Annotated in this window: 22 protein-coding genes; 16 read left to right on the top strand and 6 right to left on the bottom strand. The window is 76.0% G+C overall.

The features are described from left to right. Positions 1 to 9 precede the first annotated feature (9 nt). The 8 genes from ACYVHQ_RS09140 (at position 10) to ACYVHQ_RS09105 (ending at position 8,245) form a co-directional block, all read left to right on the top strand. Positions 10 to 396 (top strand): holo-ACP synthase, encoded by a 387-nt coding sequence (locus ACYVHQ_RS09140; RefSeq protein ID WP_460512273.1) that lies wholly within the window; start codon positions 10 to 12, stop codon positions 394 to 396. Beyond that, positions 393 to 1,481, top strand: coding sequence for an alanine racemase (gene alr / locus ACYVHQ_RS09135; protein ID WP_460512271.1), 1,089 nt, complete (start codon positions 393 to 395; stop codon positions 1,479 to 1,481). Before ACYVHQ_RS09140 ends, alr (ACYVHQ_RS09135) begins: the two co-directional genes overlap by 4 nt. Then, the gene (gene alr / locus ACYVHQ_RS09130) at positions 1,478 to 2,611 is read left to right on the top strand and encodes an alanine racemase (RefSeq protein WP_460512269.1); all 1,134 of its coding nucleotides are present in this window, start codon (positions 1,478 to 1,480) and stop codon (positions 2,609 to 2,611) included. Before alr (ACYVHQ_RS09135) ends, alr (ACYVHQ_RS09130) begins: the two co-directional genes overlap by 4 nt. A 47-nt stretch (positions 2,612 to 2,658) precedes the next feature. Beyond that, positions 2,659 to 3,165, top strand: coding sequence for a tRNA (adenosine(37)-N6)-threonylcarbamoyltransferase complex ATPase subunit type 1 TsaE (gene tsaE / locus ACYVHQ_RS09125; RefSeq protein ID WP_460512586.1), 507 nt, complete (start codon positions 2,659 to 2,661; stop codon positions 3,163 to 3,165). A 127-nt stretch (positions 3,166 to 3,292) separates the two neighbouring features. Next, positions 3,293 to 4,711, top strand: a complete 1,419-nt coding sequence (locus ACYVHQ_RS09120) for a hypothetical protein (RefSeq protein WP_460512267.1) — start codon at positions 3,293 to 3,295, stop codon at positions 4,709 to 4,711. Continuing rightward, positions 4,708 to 5,823 carry a glycosyltransferase family 4 protein gene (locus ACYVHQ_RS09115; RefSeq protein WP_460512265.1) on the top strand — a complete coding sequence of 372 codons (1,116 nt, stop codon included), beginning with the start codon at positions 4,708 to 4,710 and terminating at the stop codon, positions 5,821 to 5,823. Before ACYVHQ_RS09120 ends, ACYVHQ_RS09115 begins: the two co-directional genes overlap by 4 nt. Positions 5,824 to 5,918: 95 nt before the next feature. Further along, positions 5,919 to 7,232 carry an MATE family efflux transporter gene (locus ACYVHQ_RS09110; protein ID WP_460512263.1) on the top strand — a complete coding sequence of 438 codons (1,314 nt, stop codon included), beginning with the start codon at positions 5,919 to 5,921 and terminating at the stop codon, positions 7,230 to 7,232. Continuing rightward, complete coding sequence (locus tag ACYVHQ_RS09105) at positions 7,229 to 8,245, top strand: glycosyltransferase family 4 protein (RefSeq protein ID WP_460512261.1); 1,017 nt, start codon at positions 7,229 to 7,231, stop codon at positions 8,243 to 8,245. The genes ACYVHQ_RS09110 and ACYVHQ_RS09105 overlap by 4 nt, the downstream gene beginning before the upstream one ends. A 90-nt stretch (positions 8,246 to 8,335) precedes the next feature. Here the strand turns inward: ACYVHQ_RS09105 and ACYVHQ_RS09100 are convergent, their stop codons facing one another. After that, positions 8,336 to 9,298 (bottom strand): glycosyltransferase, encoded by a 963-nt coding sequence (locus ACYVHQ_RS09100; protein ID WP_460512259.1) that lies wholly within the window; start codon positions 9,296 to 9,298, stop codon positions 8,336 to 8,338. Between the two features lie 44 nt (positions 9,299 to 9,342). Between ACYVHQ_RS09100 and ACYVHQ_RS09095 the strand changes: the two genes are divergently transcribed. Further along, the gene (locus ACYVHQ_RS09095; protein ID WP_460512257.1) at positions 9,343 to 10,347 is read left to right on the top strand and encodes a glycosyltransferase; all 1,005 of its coding nucleotides are present in this window, start codon (positions 9,343 to 9,345) and stop codon (positions 10,345 to 10,347) included. Positions 10,348 to 10,438: 91 nt separating this feature from the next. Here the strand turns inward: ACYVHQ_RS09095 and ACYVHQ_RS09090 are convergent, their stop codons facing one another. From ACYVHQ_RS09090 to ACYVHQ_RS09075, 4 genes are all read right to left on the bottom strand, one after another. Then, on the bottom strand, positions 10,439 to 11,467 hold the full coding sequence (locus ACYVHQ_RS09090; protein ID WP_460512255.1) for a glycosyltransferase: 1,029 nt from the start codon (positions 11,465 to 11,467) through the stop codon (positions 10,439 to 10,441). A gap of 74 nt (positions 11,468 to 11,541) precedes the next feature. Continuing rightward, a complete protein-coding gene (locus tag ACYVHQ_RS09085; protein WP_460512253.1) occupies positions 11,542 to 16,005 on the bottom strand; it encodes a PKD domain-containing protein in 4,464 nt (1,487 codons plus the stop codon). 165 nt (positions 16,006 to 16,170) lie between these two features. Beyond that, entirely contained in the window at positions 16,171 to 16,860 is a 690-nt protein-coding gene (locus ACYVHQ_RS09080) for a hypothetical protein (RefSeq protein ID WP_460512251.1), read from the bottom strand. Beyond that, entirely contained in the window at positions 16,857 to 18,179 is a 1,323-nt protein-coding gene (locus tag ACYVHQ_RS09075; protein WP_460512249.1) for a hypothetical protein, read from the bottom strand. Before ACYVHQ_RS09075 ends, ACYVHQ_RS09080 begins: the two co-directional genes overlap by 4 nt. 264 nt (positions 18,180 to 18,443) lie before the next feature. Here ACYVHQ_RS09075 and ACYVHQ_RS09070 point away from each other — a divergent pair, with 264 nt between their 5' ends. The 6 genes from ACYVHQ_RS09070 to ACYVHQ_RS09045 all read left to right on the top strand — a co-directional run bounded on the left by ACYVHQ_RS09070 (position 18,444) and on the right by ACYVHQ_RS09045 (position 24,634). Then, complete coding sequence (locus ACYVHQ_RS09070; protein WP_460512247.1) at positions 18,444 to 20,909, top strand: right-handed parallel beta-helix repeat-containing protein; 2,466 nt, start codon at positions 18,444 to 18,446, stop codon at positions 20,907 to 20,909. Between the two features lie 52 nt (positions 20,910 to 20,961). Beyond that, complete coding sequence (gene tsaB / locus ACYVHQ_RS09065; RefSeq protein WP_460512245.1) at positions 20,962 to 21,636, top strand: tRNA (adenosine(37)-N6)-threonylcarbamoyltransferase complex dimerization subunit type 1 TsaB; 675 nt, start codon at positions 20,962 to 20,964, stop codon at positions 21,634 to 21,636. Further along, positions 21,633 to 22,178 carry a ribosomal protein S18-alanine N-acetyltransferase gene (rimI, locus tag ACYVHQ_RS09060; RefSeq protein WP_460512243.1) on the top strand — a complete coding sequence of 182 codons (546 nt, stop codon included), beginning with the start codon at positions 21,633 to 21,635 and terminating at the stop codon, positions 22,176 to 22,178. Before tsaB ends, rimI begins: the two co-directional genes overlap by 4 nt. Next, entirely contained in the window at positions 22,175 to 23,227 is a 1,053-nt protein-coding gene (tsaD, locus tag ACYVHQ_RS09055; protein WP_460512241.1) for a tRNA (adenosine(37)-N6)-threonylcarbamoyltransferase complex transferase subunit TsaD, read from the top strand. The genes rimI and tsaD overlap by 4 nt, the downstream gene beginning before the upstream one ends. A gap of 76 nt (positions 23,228 to 23,303) precedes the next feature. Continuing rightward, positions 23,304 to 23,855, top strand: coding sequence for a DUF4190 domain-containing protein (locus tag ACYVHQ_RS09050; RefSeq protein ID WP_460512240.1), 552 nt, complete (start codon positions 23,304 to 23,306; stop codon positions 23,853 to 23,855). Positions 23,856 to 24,016: 161 nt separating this feature from the next. After that, the gene (locus ACYVHQ_RS09045; protein ID WP_460512239.1) at positions 24,017 to 24,634 is read left to right on the top strand and encodes a DUF4190 domain-containing protein; all 618 of its coding nucleotides are present in this window, start codon (positions 24,017 to 24,019) and stop codon (positions 24,632 to 24,634) included. 47 nt (positions 24,635 to 24,681) lie between these two features. On the opposite strand, the gene ACYVHQ_RS09040 is transcribed toward ACYVHQ_RS09045, so the two are convergent. Next, positions 24,682 to 25,869, bottom strand: a complete 1,188-nt coding sequence (locus tag ACYVHQ_RS09040; RefSeq protein ID WP_460512237.1) for a THUMP-like domain-containing protein — start codon at positions 25,867 to 25,869, stop codon at positions 24,682 to 24,684. Between the two features lie 210 nt (positions 25,870 to 26,079). Here ACYVHQ_RS09040 and groES point away from each other — a divergent pair, with 210 nt between their 5' ends. Next, positions 26,080 to 26,376, top strand: coding sequence for a co-chaperone GroES (groES, locus tag ACYVHQ_RS09035; RefSeq protein WP_460512236.1), 297 nt, complete (start codon positions 26,080 to 26,082; stop codon positions 26,374 to 26,376). Positions 26,377 to 26,416: the final 40 nt, after the last annotated feature.

The following is a 26,416-nucleotide window of genomic DNA, read 5'->3' as shown; positions in this document are numbered from 1 at the left end:
CCGGTCCGCGTGATCGTGGGGATCGGCGTCGACGTCGTCGACGTGGCCCGGTTCGGGCGCAGCCTGGAGCGCACCCCCGCGCTCCGGGAGCGCCTCTTCGCCCCCGCCGAGCTCGTGCTCGCCTCCGGGGGGCCCCGTCCCGTGCGCTCCCTGGCGGCGCGGTTCGCCGCGAAGGAGGCTCTCGTGAAGGCCCTCGGTGGCTCCACCGGCGTCCGGTGGCACGACATGGTCGTGCGCAGCGACGACGACGGCGCTCCCTCGCTCGCCCTGTCGGGCGGCGCGTCGGCCCTCGCGGCCTCGCGGCGCGCCGACCGCCTCCACCTGTCCCTGTCCCACGACGCCGGCGTGGCCGTCGCGTACGTCGTGGCCGAGTCCCGAGAGGAGGCGCGCCCGTGACCCAGGACGCCCTCGTCACCGTCGACACGTCGGCCCTCGAGCACAACGCGCGCACGCTCCGCGCCGCCGTCGGCGGCGTCGAGGTCATGGTCGTCGTCAAGGCCGACGCCTACGGGCACGGAGCCGTGGCCTCCGCCCTCGCGTTCGAGCGCGCGGGCGTCGACCGCTTCGGCGTCGCCGACCTGGACGAGGCCGTCGCGCTGCGGCGGGGCGGCGTCACGCTGCCGGTCCTCGCCTGGCTGCACGCGCCCGGCGAGACCTTCGAGCGGGCGGCGCAGCACGGGATCACGCCCGCCGTCTCCGACCTCGCGCAGCTCGAGGCCGCCGCCCGGGCCGGGGTCCGCGCCGTCCACCTCTGCGTCGACACGGGGCTGAGCCGCAACGGCGCGGTCGAGTCCGAGTGGTCGGCGCTCTTCGCCCGGGCCGCCCAGCTGCAGGCCGAGCTGCCGGTCGAGGGGCTCATGAGCCACCTCGCCAACGCGTCGCCCGCCGAGGACGGCCACCAGGCGGCGGCGTTCGCGCGCGCCGCCGGGGCCGCGCGCGAGGCCGGGCTGCAGCCGCGCCTCCTGCACCTCGCCGCCTCGGCCGGCGCGCTCGCGCAGGAGGGCGCCCGGCTCGACATGGTGCGCTTCGGCCTCGCCGCGTACGGCCTCAGCCCGTTCGCCGACCGCACGGCCGCGCAGCTCGGCCTGCGCCCCGCCCTCACCCTCACGGCGCCCGTCACGACCGTCAAGCGGGTGCCCGCGGGCGAGGGGGTCTCGTACGGCTACGTGTTCCGCCCCGAGCGCGACACCACCATCGCGATCGTGCCCCTGGGCTACGCCGACGGCATCGACCGCGCCGCCAGCGACCGGGCCGAGGTGACGATCGGCGGGCGCCGCCACCGCGTCCGCGGCCGCATCGCCATGAACGCGCTCGTCGTCGACGTGGGCGACGACCCGGTCGCCGTGGGCGACGAGGTCGTGCTCTTCGGCGACCCCGCCCGCGGGCACGTCGGTGCCGAGGAGTGGGCCGCCGCCGCGGGCGGCATCACGTACGAGGTCGTCGCCTGTCTCTCTCCCCACCTGCCGAGGAGGCACGCATGACCCCGGCCCCGCTCCGCCTCGCCACCGTCGACCTCGCCGCCTACCGCGCGAACCTCTCGTCGCTCGTGGAGCGCATGGCTCCCGCCCAGGTGCTCGCCATCGTCAAGAGCGAGGCCTACTCGCACGGCCTCGAGGTGATGGTGCCGGAGGCGGTGGCGGCCGGGGTGCGCTGGTTCGGCACGGTCGAGCTCGAGCCGGCCCTGCGGCTCCGGCGTGCGGGCCTCGGCGACGAGGCGTCGATGCTGGCCTGGCAGCTCGGCCCGGACGAGGACTACGCGGGCGCCGTCGAGCACCGCGTCGACCTGGGGGTCTCGACCCTCGAGCAGCTGGAGGCCTTCGCCGGGGCCGCGCGCGCCTCCGGCGGGGTGGCCCTCCTGCAGCTCGACCTCGACACGGGGCTGCACCGCGAGGGCTGCCTCCCCGGGGACTGGCCCGCGCTCGTGCGGCGCGCGGTGGAGCTGCGCGACGAGGGCGTCGTGCGCCTGCGCGGGGTCTTCTCGCACGTGTCCGAGACCAGCCCCGACGACGACCGCGACGCCCTGGAGCGGTTCACGGCGGCCGTCGCCGAGGCGGAGGCGCTCGGCGCGACGTTCGAGCTGCGCCACCTGTCGTCGAGCTCGGCGGGCATGGAGCACGCCGAGCGCCGCTTCGACCTGGTCCGCATGGGGTCGAACGGCTACGGGATCCCGGTCACCGAGGGGGTCACGGCGGCCGACCGCGGGCTGCGGCCGATCCTGACCCTGAGCGCCTCCGTCGTGCGGACCAAGCGCGTGGCGCCCGGCACCGGCGTCTCGTACGACTACACCTGGCGGGCGGAGCGCGAGACGACCCTGGCCCTCGTGCCCGTGGGCTACGCCGACGGCGTGAGCCGCCGGGCCCAGCACGGGGTCGAGGTGACGATCCACGGTCGACGGCACCCCGTCGTCGGCCGGGTGGCCATGGACCAGTTCCTCGTCGACGTGGGCGACGCGCCCGTCGAGGTGGGCGACGAGGTGCTCCTCTTCGGCCCCGGCGACCACGGTGAGCTGACCATCGGCGAGTGGGCCGACCGCACGGGCACGATCCCCGAGGAGGTCGCCTGCCGGATCGGGCCGCGCGTGCCGCGCCGCTACGTCGGGGGCGTGGCGTGACCGACCCCCGGGTGCTGCTCGACGGTGTCGTCGCCGACGCCGAGGGCATGGAGCGCCTGGGGCGAGCCCTCGGCGAGCAGCTCGGGGCCGGCGACCTGGTCGTCCTGACCGGCCCGCTGGGCGCCGGCAAGACAACGCTCACGCGCGGCATCGGGGCGGGCATGGGCGTGCGCGGCCAGGTGGCGAGCCCGACGTTCGTGCTGGCCCGGACGCACCCCCGGGAGGGTGCCGCCCCCCTCGTGCACGTGGACGCCTACCGGCTCTCGGGGCCCGACGAGCTCGACGACCTCGACCTGGACTTCGACGGGTCGGTGGTCGTCGTCGAGTGGGGCGCCGGGCTGCTCGACGGGGTGGCCGAGCAGTGGCTCGACGTCGTCGTCGAGCGGCGGCTCGGCGGCGGTGATCCGGAGGCCCCCGTCGCTCCGACCGACCAGGACGCCCTCGACGACGACGTCGCGGTGGGCGGCGGCGACGAGCCCCGGCACGTGACCGTGACCGGGCACGGGCCGCGCTGGGCGGGGCTGCGGCTGCCGGGCGGGCCCTCCGTCGGGTGAACGGCGGGTGACCCCGGGGTGAGCGCCCCTCCCGGGGCAGCGCTCACCCCCGGTCCGGGGGTCGGGGCCGGGGCGCCGGCGACGTTATGCTCACGGGACCTCAGCACCACTGACCCGGGAGTGGAAGTTGGATCCTCGTTCGTACTGGCGCGCCCTCGTGGCCAGTTGGCCGCTCGTCGTCGCGGCCGCCCTGCTCGGCGCGCTCCTCGCGTACGGCTGGTCGCAGACCCAGCCCGACGTCCACCGCGCGACGAGCAGCGTCTTCGTGTCGACGACCCCCGGTGAGGACACCAGCCAGCTCGTCCAGGGCTCGACGTACGCGCAGAGCCAGCTCCAGTCGTACACGCGGCTCGCGGTCACCCCGTCGGTGCTCGGCCCCGTCATCAGCGAGCTCGACCTCGACACCACGCCCTCGAGGCTGGCGCGGGTCGTCGAGGCGGAGAACCCCCTCGGCACGGTCATCATCGACGTCACGGCCTCCGACGCCGACGCGACGCGGGCGGCGGAGATCGCGAACGCGGTCTCCCGTTCGTTGCAGGAGCAGGCGAGGGAGCTGTCGCCCGAGTCGGTGGACGGCTCGTCGGCGCTGTCCCTCCGCGTCGTCGCGGTCGCCTCGCCCCCGGCCCAGCCCGCGTCCCCGAACCGCCGCCTCATCACGCTCACGGGCGCCGCGGCGGGCGGAGCGCTGGGCGTCGCGGCGGCGCTGCTGCGGTCCGTGCTGGACACCCGCCTCCGGACCCGCCGTGACCTCGAGGAGCTCGACGTCGCACCGCTGCTCGGCACGGTCGGCCGGCACGACGAGCCCGTCGTGCTCGAGGGGGCCCCGCGGTCGCAGGCCGCCGACGACCACCGTCGGGTGCGCGCGCGCGTGCTCGCCGTCGGCGACGGCGGGCGGGCCGCTCCGACCGTGCTCACCGTGACGGCGCCCCAGGAGCCGTCCTCGAGCGTCGGGACGGCCCTCGACCTCGCGCTCGCAGCGGCGGAGCGCGACGTGCGCGTGCTCGTCGTCGACGCCGACCCCTCGGGCGAGGGCGTCACCGCCGCCGTCGACATGGCCCTGCGCACCGGCCTCGCGGACGTCGTGGGCGGCCACGTCGCGCTCGACCAGGCCGCCACGGGCTGGCGCCCGGGCGTCGACGTGCTGCCCGCGGGCACCGACGCCCGGGCCACGGCTCCCGGGGCCGGGGTCGACGCGGTGCTGCGCGAGGCGCGCGGCATCTGGGACCTCGTCGTCGTCTCGGCGCCCCCCGTGCTCGTGAGCCCGGTGCCGCTCGACCTCGCCGTCGCGACGGACGGGGTCGTCCTCGTGGCCACCGCGCGCCGCACGACCCGGCAGCAGCTCGAGCGCAGCGTCGGCGCCTTCGACGGCGTGCACGCGACCGTGCTCGGCGTCGTGCTCGACGGCGTCCGGCCCGAGCGCGGCACCAGGAGGCGCGCCACGCGCACCACGTCCGGCGACGACCGTGCCGGGGGCGGCGCGCACGACGGGGGCAGCGCCTCCGGGGGGACGGCCTCGCGGCGGCGCACGATCGACCAGGCCCGATGACCGGGGGCGTGCCGCGCCTGCCCGTCGTGCGGCTCTACGAGTCCGTGCGCACGGCCCACCTCGAGCGGGCCCGGCAGCTCGCGCCCGCGAGCATCGTGCACCGTGAGGTGCGCTACGACTTCGACCCGGCGCTCGCGGAGGGGCTCGACCTGGTCCAGGCCGGTCGCGTCGCCGGCGCGGTCGCCGTGGCCCGCTCCGACGTGCGCGTGCTGGAGGTCAACGAGCCGCTCATGACGTCGAGCGTGCCGGCCACGGTGCTCGCGCTCGCGGCGCTCGCCGTGCGCGGCGCCGTCCGGCGCGGCCGCGTCGAGGTCGTGAGCTACGCGATCGGCAACGCCGACCCCTTCGCGGCGGCGACCGCCCCGACCTGGCGCACGCGCCTCCGGCGCCGGGGCGAGCGCGTCCTGGCGCGCGCGATCTGGCGGAGGCTCGACCGCGTCGTCTTCGGCACCGACGCTGCCCGCCGCACCTACGCCGAGGTGCTCGGCGCGCCCGCGGCCCGCACGACCGCGTCGACCGTGCACGCCCTGCCCGCTCCGCACCCCGGCGCCGGCGGCGGCGCCCGCCCGCCCGTGGTCGCCTTCGTCGGCGCGCTCGCCGAGCGCAAGGGCGTGCGCGTGCTGCTCGCCGCCTGGCCGCTCGTCGTCGCCCGCCGCCCGGAGGCCCGCCTCGTCGTGCTCGGCAAGGGTTCCCTCGAGGACGAGGTGCGGTCGGCGCTCGCCGGCGAGCCCTCGGCCACGCTCGAGGTCGATCCGCCGCGCGACCGCATCCACGAGGTGCTCGACGGCGCCCGCGTGCTCACGCTGCCGTCGCAGCCGAGCCCGACCTGGCGCGAGCAGGTGGGCCTGCCGATCGTGGAGGGCCTCTCGCACGGCTGCACGGTGGTCGCCACGACCGAGACCGGCCTCGCCGACTGGCTGGGCGGGCACGGCCACGTCGTCGTGGCGGAGCCCCGCTCCGCCGAGGTGCTCGCCGACGGCCTCGTCGCCGCGCTCGACCTCGCACGCACCGCCGACGACGTGCTCGCCGACCTGCCCGCGCGGGACGGCCGGCTCGCCGCCGACGACGTCCTCGTGAGCGGCGGCGCCCTCGTGGCGGGCGGCACCCGGTGACGGGCGGCGCCGCGGCAGACGACGCCCCTTCCCCGAGGAGGCCCCGCGGTCCCCTGGCCGCCGTCGGGTCCACCGCCGCGGTCAAGGTCCTCGTCATGGGGCTGTCGGGCGTGCTCGGCATCATCACGAGCCGGCTCATCATCGAGCACTTCGGGACGGCCGCCTACGCGCAGTACGGTCTCCTCTCGACGTTCCCGACCCTCCTGCCGTTCGCCGACCTGGGCATCGCCGCCGTCGTCATCAACGCGGTGGCCGGTTCGTCCAGCGTGCGCACCGACGACTTCGTGAAGCGGTCGATCGTCACCGCCCTGCGGGTGCTGCTCGTCTCGGGCGGCATCATGGTCGCCGTCTCGGCCGTGATCACCCTCTTCGGCTGGTGGCCCGTGCTGCTCGGCGAGGGGCTGCTGCCCGAGGGTGGGTCGCTCGCCGCCGGGCTGTGCCTCGCCGTGTTCGGGCTCGTGCTGCCGCTGACGGTGGGGCAGCGGATCCTCGTCGGCCTGCGCCGCACGAGCACGCAGGTCGCCAGCCAGTCCGTCGTGGCGCCGTTCATGCTGCTCGCCATCGGCTCGGCGGTCATGCTCAGCGTGCCCGCCGGCAGCTACCTCGCCGTGATCTCGTACGTGGCGAACGCGCTCGTGTCGGTCATCTGCCTCGTCGTCGCGGCCCGCGCCCTGTCACCGCAGCTCGGCGCGGCCGTGCGGCTCGTGCCCCGCGTGCGCAGCTACCGCGGCGTGCCCGCGATCGGCCTCGCCTGGCCGATGCTCGTGCAGATGATCGCCCTGCCCGTCGCGATGCAGACCGGGCGCCTGCTGCTGAGCCACCTGGCGGGGCCCGACGAGCTCGCCCAGTACAACCTGGCCTCGCAGCTCTTCGGCATCGTGCTCCAGACCGTGGCCGCCGCGGGCATCGCGCTCTGGCCCGTCTACGCCGCGGCCCGGACCGCGGGACGGGTCGAGTCGCCCGCGGTGCCGACGCTGTGGTTCCTGCTCGGCGGCCTCCTGCTCGGCGGGGCGCTCGCCGCCCTGAGCCCGTTCCTCGCCGACTTCGTCTCGGGCGGCCAGATCGTGCTCGACGGCTGGATGCTCGCCGCCTTCGTGCTCTTCGTCGGCCTCCAGGCGGCGAAGTACCCGATCGGCATGTACATGACCGACAAGACGGGCCTGGTGTTCCAGGTGCTGCCGATCGTGCTCATGGTGCCCCTCACGCTCGCGCTCTCCTGGTACTTCATCGGCGAGATCGGCGCGGCGGGCCCCGTGCTCGGCTCGGCGATCGCCGTCGCCGTCTGCCAGCTCGCGCCGAACCTCGGGTACGTGCAGCGCGACCTGGCCCGCCGGCGGGCCGAGGCCGACCGGGCGGCCGCGCCCGAGGCTCCCGGCCCCGCCGCCCCGACCCCCGAGGAGCCCTCGTGACCGACCTGCTGGTGCCCGTCGAGCGCGACGTCGACGGCTGGGCCCGCGACCACCGGGCGGGGCTGCGGCCCGGCCTCTGGCCCTACGGCCTCGAGGCCCTGCGCGACGTCGACCCCGCCGCCCGCATCGTGCCCCTCGGCGAGCCCGGCCGGCTCGACGTGCTGCGCGACCGCCTCCGGCCCCGACGGGCCTCGCGCGCGCCGCTCGCGGACCTCGCCGGTGCCGACCTCGGGCTCGCGTGGGACGAGAACGCCGCCCGCCGCGCCCTGCTCACCACCCGCCACGAGCACCTCGCCGCGGGCGTCATCTGGGTCACCGACCGCGTCGCCCGCGGCCAGGACGTGGGCAGGATGCGCGACGTGCTCCGGCGCACGTCGGCGCTCTGGGTGCTCAGCAGCGGGCAGATCGAGCCCCTGCGGGCCTTCGTGGGCGACGACGGCCCCCGCGTCGGCCTCGTGCCGTTCGGCGTCGACGAGGTGTTCTTCGCCCCGCGGCCGTGGCCCGAGCGGCCCCTCGTGCTCAGCATCGGCGGCGACCGCGACCGCGATCCGGCCACCCTCTTCGCGGCGCTCGCCCGCGTGCACGCGGCCCGGCCCGACGTCGAGCTGCTCGTGCAGACCACGTCGGACGCGCCCGCGCCCGAGGGCGTGCGCACCGTCCCGCACGTGCCGCACCGCGAGCTCGCCGAGCTCTACGCACGTGCGACGGTCGTCGCGGTCGCCACGCGCGAGAACCTGCACGCGTCGGGCATGACCGTGAGCCTCGAGGCGATGGCCACCGGCCGGCCCGTCGTCATGACCGCGACCCCCGGCATCGAGGACTACGTCACCGACGCCGTCACGGGCCTGCTCGCCCCCGTCGGCGACGCCGACGCCGTGGCGGCGCACGTGCTCGCCCTGCTCGACGACGAGGCGACCGCCAGGAGGCTCGGCGCGGCCGGGCGAGCGGACGTCGAGGCCCGGCTCACCACGCGGCACCTGGCGGCGGGGCTGGCGGCGTTCCTCCGCGCCTGACGGGGCGGGACCCGCCGGTGGGCGGGCCGATGCGCCCAACGGCCCACCGGCCGTGCCTGCCGGCCCCGACCGTCGCCCAGCCCCGACCGTTCAGCCCCGTCGCCGCCGCAGCTCGTCCCGGACGATCCGCCATGCCTCGAGCACCGCGCGCGCGCCCACGGCGAGCGTCCCCGGCGAGGTGAGGAACTGCCTCCTGCCGCCCTGCAGGAGGACCTCCCACGCCACCCGGGGCGTCGCCCGGTGCCAGCGCCGCAGGTCCGCGTCGCCCAGGTGCCGGACCGCGTAGACGGCACGGTTGCGGATGTTGTAGCGGTAGTACGTGGCGGACTTGGCCTCGCCGGCGCTCGCCGCGCCCGCGCCCCCTGACGCCCCCGTGCCCTGCGTGCCGCCCTCGGCGTGCACGGCCACGACGTCGTCGAGCAGGCCCAGCCGGCCCCCGGCGGCGACGACGCGCTGGGACAGGTCGACGTCCTCCCAGTACAGGAAGTACGCGTCGTCGAAGCCGCCGGAGCGCTGCCAGAGGTCGTCCGACAGGGCCAGGCAGGCGCCGGTCAACCACGGGCGCACGCGCGCGGGGTCCGTGCCGTCGGGGCGGCGGCGGCGCGAGCGGACGCGGCCGTCGTCGAGGTACAGGTCGCTGCCGGCCGACCAGGTCGAGCCGTCGGGCCGCTCGATGCGGGGCGCCGCCAGCAGGTCCGGGTCGTCGCGGACGGCGGCCACGAGGCTGGCGAGGGCCGTCGCGGTCATGGTCGCGTCGGGGTTCAGCAGCACGTGGCGTCGGGCGCCCAGCGACCGGGCGCGCTCGACCCCGAGGTCGCAGCCCGTGCCGAAGCCCTCGTTGCCCGGCGGCGTGACCACCGACCAGCCCTCGCGCTCGCCGAGGGCGAGCACGCGGGAGCGCTCGGCGTCGGTCGACCGGTTGTCGACGACGACGACCGCGAGGCCGTCGACGGCGCGGGCGAGGGGGGCGAGGTTCTCCTCGAGCAGGGCGCTTGAGCCGTAGTTGACGACGACGAGCGAGGCTCCCGCGAGGTCGGGCCGCAGGGCGGTCACGCGGCGACCGCCCGTCGGGCGCGGGGTCTGCCAAGCTGGACCCGATGGCAGCTCCCGACGGTCCCTCGACCCCCGGCACCCCGACCCCCGACGCCCCCGTGCGGCTCACGGTCGCCGTGCTCACCTTCCGGCGCCCCGGAGACCTCGACGCGGTCCTGCCGCTGCTCGTCGAGCAGGCCCACGCGGCGACCGCCCTCGGCGTCGTCGCGCGCGTCGTGGTCGTGGACAACGACCCCGACGGCTCGGCCCGCGACCGGGTCGAGCGGGGCGCGGCGGAGGCGCTGGCCGCCACCGACGGCCGCGTGCGGGTCGAGTACGCGCACGAGGCGACGCCCGGCATCGCCGCGGCGCGCAACCGCGCCCTCGACGTCGGTGGCGACGACGACCTGCTCGTCTTCCTCGACGACGACGAGCGCCCCTCCGAACGCTGGCTCGTCGAGCTGCTCGGCCTGCAGCGCACCACGGGCGCCGCCGCCGTCGTCGGCCCGGTGCGGTCCGAGTTCGCCGTGCCGCCCGAGCCCTACATCGTCGCCGGCGGGTTCTTCGAGCGCCGTCGCCCGGCGACCGGCACGCGCCTCGACGTCGCGGCGACGAACAACCTGCTGCTCGACCTCGCGGCCGTCCGGCGCTGGGGCCTGCGCTTCGACCTGGCCCTCGGCCAGCTCGGCGGCGAGGACACCCTCTTCACGCGCTCGATCGTGGCCCGCGGCGGCACCATGCTCTGGTGCGCCGAGGCGATGGTCACCGACGTCGTGCCCGCCGCGCGCGTGACGCGACGCTGGGTGCTGCAGCGCGCCTACAGCAGCGGCAACGGCTGGGGCCTCACCAGCGTCATGCTGGCCGGGAGCGGCCCCGCACGCCTCATGGTGCGCCTGCGGCTCACCGGCCAGGGCCTCGTGCGGCTCGCAGGAGGCGCGGCCCGCTGGGCGACGGGCGTCGCGACGGCCTCGCTCGGCCGCCGCGCCCGGGGCCTGCGCACGGTGCTGCGCGGCGCGGGGATGGTCTCCGGCGCCTGGGGCGCCGGCTACCGGGAGTACGGCCGGAGCTGAGGCCGACGCGTCGACGGGACGCGACCGGTCGGGGACGGGGCGGTCGTCGCGGTCGCGGTCGCGGCCGAGGTCGGGCAGCGCGGGCGCCACGTCAGCGGCCCCGCAGCGCGGCGACGGCCCGGCGGTAGGCGGCGACGTGCTGCTCGCCCGCCGGCGCCCAGTCCCGACCCGTGAGGTCGGGCACCGCGCCCTCGGGGAGGGCGGCCACGCGCTCGAGGGCGCGGTCGACGTCGTCGGCCGTGAGGTCGCCCGCGTAGCGGTGCAGCCAGGAGTGGCCCACCTCGTCGGCGAGGCGGCGGTTCACCTCGTTGTCGGGCACGAGCACGGGGCGCGCCAGCGACAGCGCCGTGAGCACGCCGCCGGAGTTGTGCATCTCGCGGTAGGGCAGCACGACGAGCTCGCTGCGGCGCACGGCGTCGACCAGGTCGTCGTCGTCGAGGAACCTCAGGTCGAGCGACACCCGGTCGTCGGCCGCGGCGAGGTCCTCGAGGCGCGCGGCGAGCTCGGGCGTCGAGGGGGCCCCGGCCACGTGCAGGCGACGGTCGTCGCCCGGGACGTCGCGGAACGTGCGCAGGAGGCCCTCGACGCCCTTGTAGCGGCGCACGAAGCCGACGAACGCCGCCCTGCCGGCCTCGCGGTCGGGGCGCGGGCCGTCGGCGTACCAGTCGACGTAGTGGCCGTGCGGGATCGTCACGCTGGGCGCCCCCCGGCGTGCCGGGGTGTCGTCGTTGAGCCGGATCCACAGGGTCGTCCGTCGCTCGATCCAGCGGAGCAGGGCGCGCTCGCGGCGGGAGATGCCCTCGGGCAGGGCGAGGTTGTGCTCGGTGCGGACGATCGGGGTGCGCGTCGCGCCCAGCTTGGCGACGAGGAGCACGGTGAGCGCCTGGCGGACGAGCGCCTTGGCCGGGGAGTGCCCCGAGACGAGGATCTCGGGCCAGTGCACGTGGAAGACGTCGGCCCGCCGCGTGAGGGCCGCCCGCCAGCTGAAGGTGCGCACGGTCACGCCGGGGACGGCGTCGACCGCGTCGCGGAGCATGACGAGGTAGGGGTTCGTGGTGGGGCGGGGCGTCGGGAACGACTGCTGCACGACGAACGGGGAAGGGGCGGTGCGGTGGGGCACGAGGGACTCCGGTGGTGGGGGGAGGGGCGACGGAGGGCGCCCCGGTCGGTACGGACCGGGGCGCCCTCGTGGTGTCAGGGTGCGGTGACGAGCAGGTCGTCGAACGTCACGACCTGAGGCACGTTGGTCGCCGAGCCCGAGGCGTAGGCGCCGAGCGCGACGCTGCCGGGCGCCTGCAGCGCCGCCGTGGAGTCGGTCGCGGTGAGCGTCCAGCGCTCCGGCTCGGCCGTGCCGGCGATCCACGTCTTCACGCGGACCGTCGTGGTGCCCGTCCCGGTGACCTGCAGCCGGACGTCCACCTTCGTGCCCGCCGTCACGGCGCCGGGGACGAGGACGTCCGAGCCGATCGTGACCGCGGACGACGTGCCGCGCAGGGCGTTGAGCGAGACCGCCGCGCGACCGTCGGCGCGGAAGCGCACGCTCGCCCGGTACTCGGCGTTCTGCGCGACCTTGCGGCCGGTCACGTAGGCGTACGTGCCGCCCCCGGTCGCCACCTTGTCGAGCGACACCGAGGTGCGCAGGTCGACGTCGGTGCCCTTCGCGTCGGCGAGCAGCATGCCCGTGGTCCAGCCGGCACCGCCGAGGCGCTGCTGGCCGGCCCCGCCCGAGACGGCGTACTGGTCCGCCGCACCGGTGCGCGTCCAGGCGCCGCCCGTGTCGGCCCGGCCCCAGCCGCCCGTGACCACGCGGTCGAAGGCGTCCGCCAGGAGCGGCCGGGGCCCCGTGGGCGCGGGGGCCACGGCGACGACGTCGCGCGTCGTGGTGCCGGTGGCGCCCTCGTCGTCGGTGACCGTCAGCGTCACCGTGTAGCTGCCGGCCGTGGCGTAGGCGTGCGACGCCGTCGCCCCGGTCGCGGTGCCGCCGTCGCCGAAGGTCCAGGCCCACGACGCGACGTCCCCGTCGGGGTCGCTCGAGCCCGAGCCGTCCACCGTGACGCCGAGCTGGTCCACGGCCGTCGTGAAGGCGGCGGTGGGCGCGACGTTGACGCGCGGTGCCGTCACCGTGACCTCGTGCACGACGGTGCCGGTGGCGCCCCGGTCGTCGGTGACGGTGAGCGTGACGGCGTACGTGCCGGCCGCCTGGTAGGCGTGCTCGGTCGTGATGCCCTCGCCGGTCGTGCCGTCGCCGAAGTCCCAGGCGGACGCCGTGACCGCACCGTCGGCGTCGGCCGAGCCCGAGGCGTCGAAGGACGCCCTCAGGTCGGCGACGGTCGACGTGAAGGCCGCCGTGGGCGCCGCGTTCACCGGCGGCGCCGTGACGGTGACGTCCTGCGTGGTCGTGCCGGTCGCCCCACGGTCGTCCGTGACGGTCACCGTGACCCGGTAGGTGCCGGCCTCGCGGTACTCGTGCTGCACGATCGCGCCCTGCAGGGTCGCGCCGTCGCCGAGGTCCCAGGTGGTCGAGACCACGGCACCGTCGTCGTCCGTGGAGCCGGAGGCGTCGAGCGACGCGGTGAGGCCGTTCACGGCAGAGGTGAAGGCCGCCCGCGGGGCGACGTTCGCGGCGGGCTGCGCCGTGCCCAGGCGGTGGTGCTCGGCGACCCTCGCGGCACTGAGCTGCGTGGCGTACACGGCGGCCTCGTCGAGGTCGCCGGCCAGGTACCCGGAACCGGACCAGCCGCTGTCTCCGCCGATGCGCCAGTGACCGGTGTACGGGTCGGAGCGGTTCGCGGGGTTCGTGCCGACGACCTCGCCGTCGACGTAGAGCCGCATGCCGTCCTGGCCCTGCGTGCCCACCACGTGGTGCCAGGCGCCGTCGTTGTAGGCCGCCGAGCTCGTGGCGAGGTTCATCTGCCCGGACCAGGTGCCGAACTGCAGGCGGCCGTCCGGTTCCAGGTACACGTGGCGGTCGTAGTTGCCGGACCAGCCGGTCTGCGAGCCGCCGAAGCCGATGAGCTTGCCGCCCGCGGTCGTCGTCGTGCGGAACCAGGTCTCGACCGAGTACGTGTCGGGCGAGTTCGTCCTCGTGCCGGTGGCCACGCCTCCTGACTGCCCGTCGAAGGTCGCCGCCCTGCCCGTGCCGCCCGCGAGGGCGCCGGACGCACCGGCCGTGACGCCGCCGCTGGCCAGGCCGTCGACGGCCTCGGGGCTCGAGTCGGCCGCGAGGCGGTCGCCCTCGCCGTCGAGCCGGAACCAGGCGATCGGGTCGTCGGCGAAGACCGCCGCACCGTAGGCGTCCGCCGGGGCCGTCGGCACCGTGCTGGGCCGGCCGGATGCCACCCACTCGGCGTCGACCTGGGCGCGCGTCAGCGCCGTCGGGTAGACCGCGACGTCGTCGATGTCGCCGGCGAAGAAGGGCGCGCCCGACCAGGAAGTGTCCCCGCCGATGCGCCAGACGCCCCGGTAGTCCTGGCCGCGGGTGGTGCCGGTGGTCCCGACGCGCCTGCCGTCGACGAACATCTGCATGCCGTCGGCGCCCATGGACGCCACGACCTGGTGCCACTGGCCGTCGTTGAGGGCCGTGGGCGAGGTGATGGTCGAGGCCTGACCGGTCCACACGCCGAAGGTCACGCGCCCCTGCTCGTCCATGTAGACGTGGCGGTCGTAGTTGTTCGACCGGCCGGTGGTCCTGTCGCCGTAACCGACGATCTTGCCGCCCTTGGTGGTCGTGGTGCGGAACCAGGCGCCGACGCTGAACGTGTCGGGGGCCTTGCGGGCCACCTGGCCCGCGGCCAGCGACGAGGCGTCGTCGGCACCGGAGAAGGTGCTGGCGCCGTCCTCGGCCACGTGCCCGACGGCGCCGCGCACGACGCCCGGACGGGCGACCATGTCGTCGAGGCCGAAGGAGTCGCGGACCGTGCTGCCGCTCGCCTCGCCGAGGCGCCAGAACGACGTCGCGCCGTTCGCCGCCACCGCGTCGCGGTAGGGGAGGTCGGTCGCCGTGGTCACGGTCACCGGGGCGGAGTCGCCGAGGACCGTGTTGCCGAGCGGGTCGGTGGCGCGCACGCGGTACGAGTGGGTGCTGCCGGGCTCGAGACCCTCGTCGACGAAGCCGAGCGCGGGGCGCTCCCAGTAGGTCGAGGTCGCCGTCGTCCGGTGGACCGGCTTCGTGAGGTCGCCGTCACGGTAGACCTCGTAGGCGAGGTCGCCGTTGTCGCGGTCCCAGTTGGCGGGCCAGGCGACGCGGACCGAACCCGGGGCGAGCGAAGCCGCGTCGGGCACGAAGAGGGCGCCCGAGAGCTCGGGACCCGTCGTGTTCGGGGCGAGCGCGCGGATCGCGAAGCGGGCGAGGCCGGCCTGCGGCTTGCCGTTGACGGTGGGGAACTCGCCGCCGTACAGGACGTACTGGTCGTTCGCGGCGACGCTCCACGCGGCCTGGTTGAGGCCGGTGATCCCGCCCACGCCGAACTCGGGCACCCAGGTGAGGATGCTCGGAGCGGGCGTGCCCTCCCAGTTGTGGTAGCCGTGGGGATCCCGCCCGATGGTCTGCGTCGCGGACTGGCTGAAGGCCATGGCGTGCTGGAACGACCACGGGTCGGTCTGCGGCTGCCCGCCGATGTTGCCGCAGTAGTGCGGGTGGCCGGCGACGTAGACCGCGTCGGTGTTCGCCGCCACGGAGTAGGTGTCGCCGTGGCAGTCCTCCACCCAGACGAGGTCGCCGTCCCAGTCCGCCTTGAAGGCGCCCTCGAGGTTGCCGTCGCCGTAGAAGTCGTAGCCCGACCCGAACACGCCGGCCTCGGTGGCGGCGAGGCTGTAGATCGCTGCTCCCTGGCCGCCGTTGCGCACGGCGTCGTTGGCGCGGAACGGCAGGTTCACGCCGGTCACGGGGTCCAGCATCGCGAGGCCGCGGCCGGGCTGGCCCGAGCCGTTGACGGTCGTGAACCCGCCGCCGAGGGCGACCTTCGACCCGTCGGGGCTCGTGACCACGCTGAGCACGTCGCCGCCGGCCACCTGCGGGGCCCAGGGCAGCACGGCCCCGGTGCGGGCGGAGACCGCTGCGGCCCGGGGCCGGGTGTCCTTGCCGATGCTGGTGAAGATGCCGCCGACGTAGACGGTCTCGCCCACGGCCGCGATCGAGTTCACGGTCGCGTTGGTACCGGGGTTCCAGCTCGTGACGAGGGCGCCCGTCGTGCGGTCCACGGCCGCGAGCCGGTACTTGGCCGTGCCGTTCACGCTCGTGAACGAGCCCGCCAGGTAGATCCGCTTTCCGTCGGGCGACGCGGCCAGGCCCTTGACCTGGGCGTTCACCGACGGTGCGAAGGTGGACGAGAGCTTCCCCGTCGCCAGGTCGTAGGCGAGGACGGAGGTGCGCGTCACCTCGTCCTTGCCGCCCGCGGGCGAGCCCGCGGGTCGCGCCTTCGCGAAGCGGCCGGCGACGTAGACGGTGTCGCCGGAGATGATCTGGGAGTAGACGACGCCGTCGACCTGCGGGGTCGGCAGGGCGTCGGCGGTGACCGTGGCTGGCGTCCGGGGGGACGTCGGGTCGGTCGGGAGCGAGTCGGCCGTCGCGGGGGCGACGGCGACGAGGGACGACAGGGCGACGGCAGCCGCGACGACGATCGCGGGCAGGCCGAGGCGCCCGGGAAGTGTTCTCCCCATGGGGTGGGCCTCATTCGGGTAAGGGGCGTGCCCACGACGGATTCGGGTCCGTCACGGATTCGGGTCCGTCACGGTGGGCGCGTCGCGATTTCGGGTCTCGCGGCGTCCCCACAGCGTAGGTCCCCCCGTCGACGGGGCAGGGGCCCCCGTTCGGGGGTGGGCGCGTCAGCTCGCCGGGCCCTCGAAGACGATCGTCGGCAGGTCGACGGCGGCGTCGACCGTGACGCGCACGGCGTCGCGCTCCTCGGCGGGCACCGTGAAGACGTACGTGCCCGTGGCGGTGCTGCCGGCCTCGACCCGGTCGGGGAGCCGAGAAGTCCCGGTCGAGACCGTTTCCCCGGGCGTGAGGTCCTCCCCGGAGTAGGCGTTGACGACCGTCGTCGACAGGTCCAGGGCCTCGTCGCCGGCGTTGTCGACGACGATCGTCACCGACACGCCCGGCCCCGCGACCTCGCCGGGCAGGGCGGCATCCGCGTCGACCGCGGTGAGGCTTTCCACCCGCAGGGTGATGCCGTCGACCAGGACGGGCGAGGCGTCGAGGGCGACGGGTGGCTGCTCGCGGTCGACGGGGGCGTCCCCGGTCGTCGCGGGAGGTTCCGTGCCTGCGGCGGGGTCGCCCTCGGTGCCGGGTCGTGGGGTCGGGCCGGGCGTCGAGGTCGAGGCTCGCGTCGAGGCCGGGCCGGGCGTCGGTCCCTCACTGCCGTCACCGCCGCCACGGACGACGAGGGCGACGACGACGGCCGCGACGACGAGCGAGGCGGCGACGGCGAGCAGGAGCCGACGGCGTCGGGAGGTCGTCCCGGTCGCGTCGTCCTCGGGGTGGGTCGGGTCGGTGGGCTCGGTCGGGTCGGTCACGGTGCGGCTCGTCTCGGTCTGGTCGGGTGCGGGGTCGAGGGGCGGGAGATCGGCCCGGGACCGTCCGCCGGGAGCGCGGAGAGCAGCCCCAGCGTGAGGACGAGCGTCGGGATGCTCGTGAGCACGGGGCTGAAGAAGAGGTTCCAGACCGCGTTCGCCGCCACGAAGAGCAGGAGGCCGCTCGCCCGTCGGTCGGCCACGCGCGTCACGACGCCCCAGGCGATGACGACCAGCAGGACGGCCGACAGGAGCAGGCCGGCGAGGCCCGACTGGGCCCAGAGGTCGCCCACGACCGAGTGGAGCTCGAAGCCGTCCCCGAACATGAAGCGCTCCACGTAGCCGTTGTCGGGGTCGTAGCCCGTCTCGGCCATGCCCTGCTTGGCGACGGCGACGTCGGCGGCCGTGGGCAGGGTCCCGGCGCCGTAGCCCCACGGGTGGTCCTCGAAGAGCGCCCGACTGGCCCCGAGCTCCGGGCGGCCGCCGACGATGAGCGAGCCCGAGGTGCGCAGCTGCTCGAGGGACCGCTGCTGCGTGGCGAGGCCCAGGTAGCCGTCGAGGATGAGCGCCTGTCCGAGCTGGTAGACGCCGGCGGCGAGCGCGGCCCCGGTGACGAGCACGACGGCCGGGGAGCGCCTCCTGGCCGTGCCCCGCAGGTCGAGCTGCGCGATGCACAGGCCGGCGGCCACGAGCAGGAGGCCGAAGGCCGAGCGCGAGTCGTTGAGGGCGGAGGCGACGGCGAGGGCCGACAGCACAGCGATCTCCCACCGGCGGCCCAGGCGCATCGCGAGTGCGAGGGCGACCACCGTCACCGGCAGGGCGAAGCCGAACTTCCAGGGGTTCGTCTCGAACAGCGTGCTCCCGCGGAAGAGCGCGAGGGCGAGCCCCGTGCCGTACCAGACCAGCGCCCGCCAGGTGGTCAGCACGCTGCGGCACCAGAGGAGCAGGCCCGCGGAGGCGAGGCCGCCGACGAGCAGCACCGTGGCCTGCACGGCACCGGTGCGGTCGACGTCGTGGTCGCCCGCGTTGGCGGCGGCGAGCCAGACGCCCGCCACGGCGGCGAGCACCGTGCTGGCCGCGACCGTCGCTCCGGCACGGTGCGCGGTGGCCGTGCGCCACCAGACCGGCAGGAGCGCGACGGCGACGACGAAGCCGAGCTGGAGCCCCTGCGGCAGCGGCACGCGGGCGCCGAGGGCGACGAGCGCGAGGGCGGCGATCGCGCGGACCCAGTCGCGTCCGTCGCGCTGCTCGAGGGGCGTCGACGGAGCCGCGAGGGTCGGGTCGGCGCGCGGCGGGGTCGGGCGCCCCACGATGGCCTGCATGGGATCACCCTAGGCGCACGCGTCCCGCCGTCGGGCCGACGAGCGGGTGAGGGCGGGCGGTGGTCCTCGGTCGTGGCACCCGATCAGGTGGCACCCGCTCGGGCGGCACCGCGCCTGGGGGTCTCGGCGGGGATTGCGCAGCCGGTAGACATGAGCAAAGATCGTCCAGTCGCCCGCCGATCCCCCCGTCGACGAGATCCACAAGCCCCCCTTGGGGGGCCATGCCGACGCTCCGCACCTCGATTCCCCTCCTGGAGGAACCCCATGCTCGGAACGAAGACATCCCGCCTGCGCCACGGACGTGCGTCGCTCGTCCCCGCGGCTGCCGTCGCGGTCGCCGCGCTGTTCGCCGCGGGCCTCCCCGCGACCGCGGCCGTCGCCGCCCCGGCCACTGCCGCCTCCGACGACTTCGCCCGTTCCGCCTCAGGAGGCTGGGGCACGGCCACGAAGGGCGGCGCCTGGTCGACGTGGTCGAGCGGACCGGCCCGGTTCGGCGTGCAGGGCGGTCGGGGCGTCGTCTCGGGCCTGTCGGCCGGGGCGAGCGTCACCGCCGTGCTGCGCAGCACGTCGACGCGGGACGCCGAGCTCGCCGAGACGATCACGTTGCCCGCCGGGGCCACGGTCTACCATGCGTGGGACCTGCGCCTGCAGGGCAACGGCTCGGCCTATCGGGGCCGTCTCGAGCAGACCGCGAAGGGCGCCGTCGTGCTCGTGCTCTCCAAGGTCGTCGGCAAGGTCGAGAAGCCCCTCACCCGGGTCGCCCTGCCCGCCGGCGTGCGCCCCGGCTCGACCGTGCGCGTGGCGTTCCGTGCCGTGGGCACGGCGCCCGTCCAGGTCGCGGGCAAGGCCTGGGTGGCGGGCACCGCCGATCCGGGCTGGCAGGCGACCGCGAAGGACGCGGCCGCCGACCGGATCCAGGGCGCCGGACGGATCGGCAAGTGGCAGTACGCGTCGGGCGGCAACGCCGTCGTCGCGACCACGACGTACGACGACCTCGCCGTCGTGGCGGCCACCGGGTCGGTCACCGTGACGCCGGCGCCGGCGCCGGCGCCGGCTCCCGCTCCGGCTCCGGCTCCGGCTCCCGCTCCCGCTCCCGCGCCGGCGCCGCTCGACGGAGCCGGCTCCGCACCCGTCGGCACCGCCCGCTACGCCGTGCCGTCCGGGGCCGTCGTCGTCGCCACCTCCGGGCGCGACGGTGCCGCGGGCACGACCCAGGCGCCCCTGGCGACGGTCGCGGCCGCCATCGCCAAGGCCCCCCAGGGCGGCACCGTCGTGCTGCGCGGGGGCAGCTACAACCAGAGCGTCGTCGTGCCCTACGGCAAGCGGGTCACGATCCAGTCCTGGCCGGGCGAAGCGGTCTGGTTCGACGGCTCCGTGCCCGTGACCTCGTGGTCGCGGTCCGGGACGGCGTGGACCACCCCCTGGACCGCGTTCCCGTCCTCGAAGATCCTCGGGGTCGCCGACAACCCCCGTTTCGTGTCCCCGGCCCATCCCCTCGCGGGGCGTCCCGACCAGGTCTTCGTCGGCGGCGTGCCGCAGCGCCAGGTCGCCAGCGCCGCCGAGGTGACGACGGGCACGTTCTTCCCCGACCCGAAGGGTGCACGCGTCGTCCTCGGCACGGACCCGGCGGGCAAGGAGGTCCGCATCAGCAACAAGACGCAGGCCATCTGGGTCCAGGGCGCCGGTTCGACCCTGCAGGGCTTCGGCGTGCGACGCTACGCGACGCTGGACTCCGACCGCGGCACGGTCCGCCTCGGGCACGACGAGCTCACCGCTCGCGACCTCGTCGTCGAGGACAACGCCATGATCGGCGTCAACCTCGAGCGCAACGGCGGGAGCCTGGAGCACCTGACGGTGCGTCGGAACGGCATGCTCGGCATCAACGCCAGCACGGCCTACGACATGTCCCTCACGGATTCGGTGGTCACCGACAACAACGCCCAGCGCTTCAAGGAGGCACCGGTCTCGGGCGGCGTCAAGATCACCCGCTCGCGGGGGGTCACGGTGCAGGGCAACGACATCAGCCGCAACTTCAGCTCGGGTCTCTGGCTCGACGAGAGCGCCTACGACGTCGACGTCGTGGGCAACACGGTCGCCGACAACGAGTGGACGGGCGTCCAGTTCGAGCTGACCAGCAAGGGCGTCATCGCGGACAACGTCATCACGGGGGGCAAGGTCGGCGTCCAGATCATCGACTCGAACGGCGTCGACATCGTCAACAACAGCATCGGCGGCGTCAGCCAGATGGGCGTGAAGGTCCTGCAGGACGAACGTCGCCCCGCGACGGCCTCCACCGGTCACGACCCGCGGCGCCCGAAGCCCGACCCCACCGTCACCTGGCTCACGGGCGACCTCACGATCGCGAACAACGCGTTCGGCAGCGGTGGCTCGTTCCAGGTCTACGTGCTCGACAAGGCCACGCGTCGGTCCGCCGACTCGATGGGGATCGAGATCACGGGCAACGCCTTCAACCAGCGGGTGACCGCCACCCAGGCGACGCTCGTCGGTTGGGGCGGCGGCGACAACACGACCGTGCGCCGCTTCGACTCGGTGGCCGCGCTGTCGGCGGCGAAGCCCGCCTGGCGCAACGTGCAGACGAAGGGCGTCCTCGGCCTGGGCCAGATGCTCCCGCTGCTCGGTGCGTCGACGAACGTCGCGTGGGCCCTGCCGGCGAACGTCGCGGCGCTGGTCGGCCAGCCCACCGGCACCCAGCACATCGGCGCCTTCTAGGGAGGCGGGCGGTCCGGCGGCGCCCGCCGCCGGACCGCCTACGATCGAGGGCGTGATCCTCGCCATCGACACCTCCGCCGGCAGCTCGGTCGCGGTCGTCGACCGTGACCGGGGCGTGCTCGCCGAGGCGACCGTGACCGACACGCGGCGGCACGCCGAGGTCGTGGGCGACCTCCTGGTCCGCGTCCTCGCCGAGGCGGGCGTCGCCCCGACGGAGCTCAGCGCGGTCGTCGCGGGCGTCGGGCCGGGCCCGTTCACGGGGCTCCGGGTCGGCATCGCCGCGGCCAGGGCCTTCGCCTTCGGCGCGGGCGTGCCCTGCCTCGCGGTGGTCAGCCACGACGCGATCGCCGCCGCGCGCCTCCGGGCGCACGCGGGCCTCTCCCTCGACGAGCCGGGCCGCGCCGTCGACCTGCCCCTCGTGGTCGTCACGGACGCCAGGAGGCGCGAGGTCGCCTGGTCGACCTACTCCGGCCTCGACGCGGCCGGCCTGCCGGTCCGCCTCGCGGGCCCCGCCCTCGCGCGGCCCGTCGACCTCGACGACGCCCTCGGCGACGCCCGGGGCGCCGAGCGCACCGACCCCGCCGACTCCACGGTCTCGGCCGCAGCCCTCGGCATGCTCGCCGAGCGCCTGCACGAGCACGGCCGCGCCTTCGCCGACCCGGCTCCCCTCTACCTGCGCGAGCCCGACGTGACCCCCTCGGCCGGGTCGAAGCGGGTCACGCGGTGACCGCCCCGCTGCTGCGCGTCGCGGGCCCCGCCGACCTCGACGGCATCATGGCCATCGAGACGTCGACCTTCACGACCGACGCCTGGTCACGACGGAGCATGGCCGTCGAGCTCGAGGGCCGCGACTCGTACTACCTCGTCGCCGAGCCCGACGGCGAGCCCGGTCGCATCGTCGGCTACGCCGGGTTGCTCGCCGCACGCGGCAGCGGCGACGCCGACGTGCAGACGATCGCCGTGGCGCCGGAGGCTCGCGGCCACGGGCTCGGGCGCACGCTGCTCACGCAGCTGGTCGCCGAGGCCCGTCGGCGCGGGGCGCGCGAGGTGTTCCTCGAGGTGCGCGCCGACAACCCCGTCGCCCAGGGGCTCTACGACTCGCTGGGGTTCGAGCGGCTCGCCGTCCGGCCCCGCTACTACATGCCGGACGCCGTCGACGCGATCGTCATGCGGCTCACCGTTCCCGACCCGACGACGACCGTCGCCGGGTCGGCCCTTCCCGTGCCGACCGCCGTCGACCCGACCGCCCCCGAGGAGGGACGCCCGTGACCGGACCGCTCGTGCTGGGCATCGAGACCAGCTGCGACGAGACCGGGGTCGGCCTCGTGCGCGGCACCGAGCTGCTCGCCAACGTCATCTCGTCGAGCATGGACGAGCACGCCCGCTACGGCGGCGTCGTCCCCGAGGTCGCCGCCCGGGCGCACCTCGAAGCGCTCGAGCCGGCGCTCGGCGCGGCGCTCGCCGAGGCGGGCGTGACCCTCGACGAGGTCGACGCCATCGCCGTCACGAGCGGGCCAGGGCTCGCCGGCGCGCTCATGGTCGGCGTCGGTGCCGCGAAGGCCCTCGCCGTGGCGACGGGCACGCCCTTCTACGCCGTCAACCACCTCGTCGGGCACGTGGGCGCCGACGTGCTGCGGGAGGACGGCAGCGAGCTCGACCTGCCGACCGTCGCCCTGCTGGTCTCGGGCGGCCACACCTCGCTGCTGCTCGTGCGCGACCTCGTCGACGACGTCGAGCTGCTCGGCGAGACCATCGACGACGCCGCCGGCGAGGCCTTCGACAAGGTCGCCCGCCTGCTCGGCCTGCCCTACCCCGGAGGCCCGCACATCGACCGCGTCGCCGCCGAGGGCGACCCGACCGCCATCCGGTTCCCGCGCGGGCTCACCGCTCCGAAGGACCAGGCCCGGCACCGCTGGGACTTCTCCTTCTCGGGCCTCAAGACCGCCGTCGCGCGCTGGGTCGAGCGCTGCGTCGCCGAGGGGCGCGAGGTCCCCGTGGCCGACGTCGCCGCGTCGTTCCGCGAGGCCGTGGCCGACGTGCTGCTCACGAAGGCCCTGGCGGCCTGCGCCGAGCTGGGCGTTCCGCGCCTCCTGCTCGGGGGCGGCGTCGTCGCCAACGCCCGGGTGCGGGCGCTCGCCGAGGAGCGCTGCGCCGCCGCCGGGGTCGAGCTGCGCGTGCCACCGCTGAGCCTCTGCACCGACAACGGCGCGATGATCGCCGCCCTCGGCGCGCAGCTCGTGGCCCGCGGGCACGCTCCGTCCCCCCTCGACGTGGCCGCGGACTCGACCCTGCCCGTCACCGTGGTGCAGGCTGTCTGAGAGCGCGTCGCGTCCCCCGGCCGGAGGCCCGGGACCACGCCCACCCCGAGACCACCGAGCACGAGAGGCCACGCCGATGACCGACCAGCCCCCGCAGCACCCCCAGAGCAGCCCGCAGCCGCCGTCGTACGGTCAGCCGTACGACCAGGCGCCGGGCGGGTACGGCCAGCAGGCGCCGGGCGGCTACGGGCAGGGTGGCTACGGGCAGGGCGACGGGTCCGGCCAGGGCGGCTACGGCCAGTCCGGCGCCTACGGCCAGCCGCCCCAGGGCGGGTACGGCCAGGGCGACGGCTACGGCCAGCCCGGCGCCTACGGCCAGGGCCCGTCGCCGTACGGCCAGGCTCCGTCGTACGGACAGCCGGCGCCGCGCAACGTCCTCGCGATCATCACTCTGGTCCTCGGCATCGCGGGCTTCTTCACGGGCGTCACCGGGCTCGCCGCGATCGTCACCGGACACCTCGCGCTGAGCCAGATCAAGAAGACGGGGGAGGAGGGGCGCGGCCTCGCCCTCACCGGTCTCGTCCTCGGCTACGCGGTGGTCGTCCTCATGATCCTCGCCGTCGTCCTCGGGCTCGCCCTCTTCGGCGCCCTGTTCGCCGGCCTCGGTTCCGCCGGCTACTCGTACTGAGCCGCGTCGTCCCGTCCGCCCCCGCCCGGTCCCCCGGGCGGGGGCGTGCTGCGTCAGGAGGCGCGTCCCGACCCCGTCGGACCAGGCCGGCGGTGCCGTCCCTCGCTACGCTGACCGAGCCGCCCGCGGCACCGCACCCCGCCCCCGAGAGAGGCCAGCACGTGACCGACGAGCCCCGCCCCGACCAGCCCGACGCCGCGACGGGCCCCGTGCCGCCCGCCAGCGTCCCCGAGGGGGCGTCGTCGACGCCCGGCGTCCCGCCGCTCCCGCCGACGGCCTTCCCGCGGGCGGCCTCGCAGCAGCCCGGGGGTCCCCACCCGTGGCAGGGGGCCGCGTCGCAGCCGGCCGCGGCGTACGGAGCCGAGCCTCCTGCGCCCTCCGGGGTCCAGCCTCCTGCGCCGTACGGGACGCGACCGGTCGCGCCGTACGGCGTCCAGCCTCCTGCGCCCGCCGCGGGCGCGGCCCCGGGCGGGCCCCGACCGCCGTGGGGTGCGCCGGTCGCGTCGCCGCCGCGCACGCTCAGCGTCCTCTCGCTCGTGGCCGGTGCGGTCGGCCTCAGCACGACCCTCGTGACGCTCGGGCTGACGGTCGTCGTGGCGGTCGCGGGCATCGTGCTCGGGCACCTGGCGAGCCGTCGCGAGCCGGCCTCGCGCGGGCTCTGGCTGGCCGGGCTCATCACGGGCTACGTCGGCGTGCTCGCCACGATCTGCCTGTGGGTCGGCCTCCTGGCCTTCTGGCTGGCCCTCGTGGCGTCGACCGCGGGGGCGTCCGTCCGCTGACGCCCCGCCCGCGGACGCCGGGCTGCGGCAGGGGTGCCGCTCGGGCGTCAGGCTCGCTGGCAGAGCAGCGCGGCGTGCCGCCCGGCGACCCGCGTGAGCACGAGCGTCGCCTGCTCCGAGCCGCGCAGCTGCAGGCGGGTGCGGAACGCCGCCGGGTCGACGTCGACGCCGCGCTTCTTGACCTCCAGGCGACCGATGCCGCGCGTGCGGAGCTCCTTGCGCAGGGTGCGCTCGTCGAGGGGGAAGGTCTCGACCACGCGGAAGGCCTGGGCGAACGGCGTCTCGACCCGTTCGTCGGCGGTGAGGTACGCGATGTCGGCGCTGAGCATGCGGGCGTCGAGCCGGCGTGCGAGGTCGCCGATGAGGCGGGCCCGGATGACGGCGCCGTCCGGCTCGTACAGCCAGCTGCCGAGCTCGCCCACGGGGGCGTCCTCCGCGTCGGCGGGGCCCGTGAGCTCCGCCGCCGCGCCGGAGGCGCCGACCACGAGAGCGGACCGGCCGATGCCCGGCCGCGCGAGCGGGCCCGACCAGACGCCGGCCTCGACGACCTCGCGGTCGACCGAGATCCACTGCCACTCCCACCCCGCCGGCAGCAGCTCGCGGTCGATGCCGGGGCCGAGCTTGACGCCGGTCGGCAGCCGCTCACCGAGCCCGAAGGCGAGGTCGAGGGAGGGCGACCAGTCGGCCGGGTCCGCCAGGCGGCGCGTGCGCGAGTGGCCGGAGGTGCGCCGTGCCGGGTCGAGGAACGCGCCCCCGGCGTCGCCCGGGTCGGTCGTCGCGGCGTCGCCCTGCACGACGGTGGCGTCGGGGAAGGGTGCGAGGTTGAACGACGCGACCGCGGCGGTGACCTCGTCGCGCTCCACGCCCGTGACGCGGAGCTCGACGGCCGCGAACGCCAGGGCGTCGCCGCCGATGCCGCAGCCCAGGTCGAGGACGTGCTCGACGCCGGCGTCCCGGAACCTCCGCGCGTGGTGCGCGGCCACCCCCAGGCGCGTCGCCTGCTCCAGGCCGGCCTCGGTGAAGAGCATGCGGTCCGCGAACCCGCCGAACTTCGGGCGTGCCCGGGCGCGCAGTCGCGACTGGCCCAGCACGGCCGAGACGAGCTCGGGGGAGTGCCCCGCCGCGCGGAGGTCGGACACGGTCGAGACCACCGCTCCCGCGTCGTAGGGGGGCAGCCGGTCGAGCAGGTCGAGCCCTGCGGGGGAGAGCAGGGCGAGCAGCTCGGCGGAGTCCATCGCGCCAGTCTCGCACCCCGTCCGGAGCCGACGGGTCGTCGGCCTCCCCGGGCGTCGGCACTCGGAGCGGCCGGGCGCCTCGCGCTCGCCGAGCGGCGTTGGCACTCGGATTGACCGAGTGCCAAGAGCGGGCCTACAGTGGTCCTTGGCACTCGCACGGGTGAGTGCCAACCCATGTTCTCCGAAGTCCCGAGAAAGAAGAGGTCAACCGTGTCGGTCTCCATCAAGCCGCTCGAAGATCGCATCGTCATCCGTCAGGTCGACGCCGAGCAGACCACTGCCTCCGGCCTCGTGATCCCCGACACCGCGAAGGAGAAGCCCCAGGAGGGCGAGGTCGTCGCCGTCGGACCGGGTCGCATCGACGACAACGGCAACCGCGTTCCCCTCGACGTCGCCGTGGGCGACAAGGTCATCTACAGCAAGTACGGCGGCACCGAGGTGAAGTACTCGGGCGAGGACCTCCTCGTGCTCTCGGCCCGCGACGTCCTCGCGGTCGTCGTCCGCTGACACCCGACTTCTCCGGAGGCCCCCGCCGTCAGGCGGGGGC

Source organism: Frigoribacterium salinisoli (assembly GCF_054781095.1).
The sequence above is the reverse complement of the archived record's forward strand: the minus strand, read 5'-3'. Positions and strand labels throughout refer to the sequence as shown.

Coding starts and splice junctions, on each gene's coding strand:
- alr (WP_460512269.1), top strand. CDS start 1,478: ATGACCCCGGCCCCGCTCCGCCTCGCCACCGTCGACCTCGCCGCCTAC.
- tsaE (WP_460512586.1), top strand. CDS start 2,659: ATGGAGCGCCTGGGGCGAGCCCTCGGCGAGCAGCTCGGGGCCGGCGAC.
- ACYVHQ_RS09115 (WP_460512265.1), top strand. CDS start 4,708: ATGACCGGGGGCGTGCCGCGCCTGCCCGTCGTGCGGCTCTACGAGTCC.
- ACYVHQ_RS09110 (WP_460512263.1), top strand. CDS start 5,919: ATGGGGCTGTCGGGCGTGCTCGGCATCATCACGAGCCGGCTCATCATC.
- ACYVHQ_RS09095 (WP_460512257.1), top strand. CDS start 9,343: ATGGCAGCTCCCGACGGTCCCTCGACCCCCGGCACCCCGACCCCCGAC.
- ACYVHQ_RS09085 (WP_460512253.1), bottom strand. CDS start 16,005: ATGGGGAGAACACTTCCCGGGCGCCTCGGCCTGCCCGCGATCGTCGTC.
- ACYVHQ_RS09075 (WP_460512249.1), bottom strand. CDS start 18,179: ATGCAGGCCATCGTGGGGCGCCCGACCCCGCCGCGCGCCGACCCGACC.
- ACYVHQ_RS09070 (WP_460512247.1), top strand. CDS start 18,444: ATGCTCGGAACGAAGACATCCCGCCTGCGCCACGGACGTGCGTCGCTC.
- ACYVHQ_RS09050 (WP_460512240.1), top strand. CDS start 23,304: ATGACCGACCAGCCCCCGCAGCACCCCCAGAGCAGCCCGCAGCCGCCG.
- ACYVHQ_RS09040 (WP_460512237.1), bottom strand. CDS start 25,869: ATGGACTCCGCCGAGCTGCTCGCCCTGCTCTCCCCCGCAGGGCTCGAC.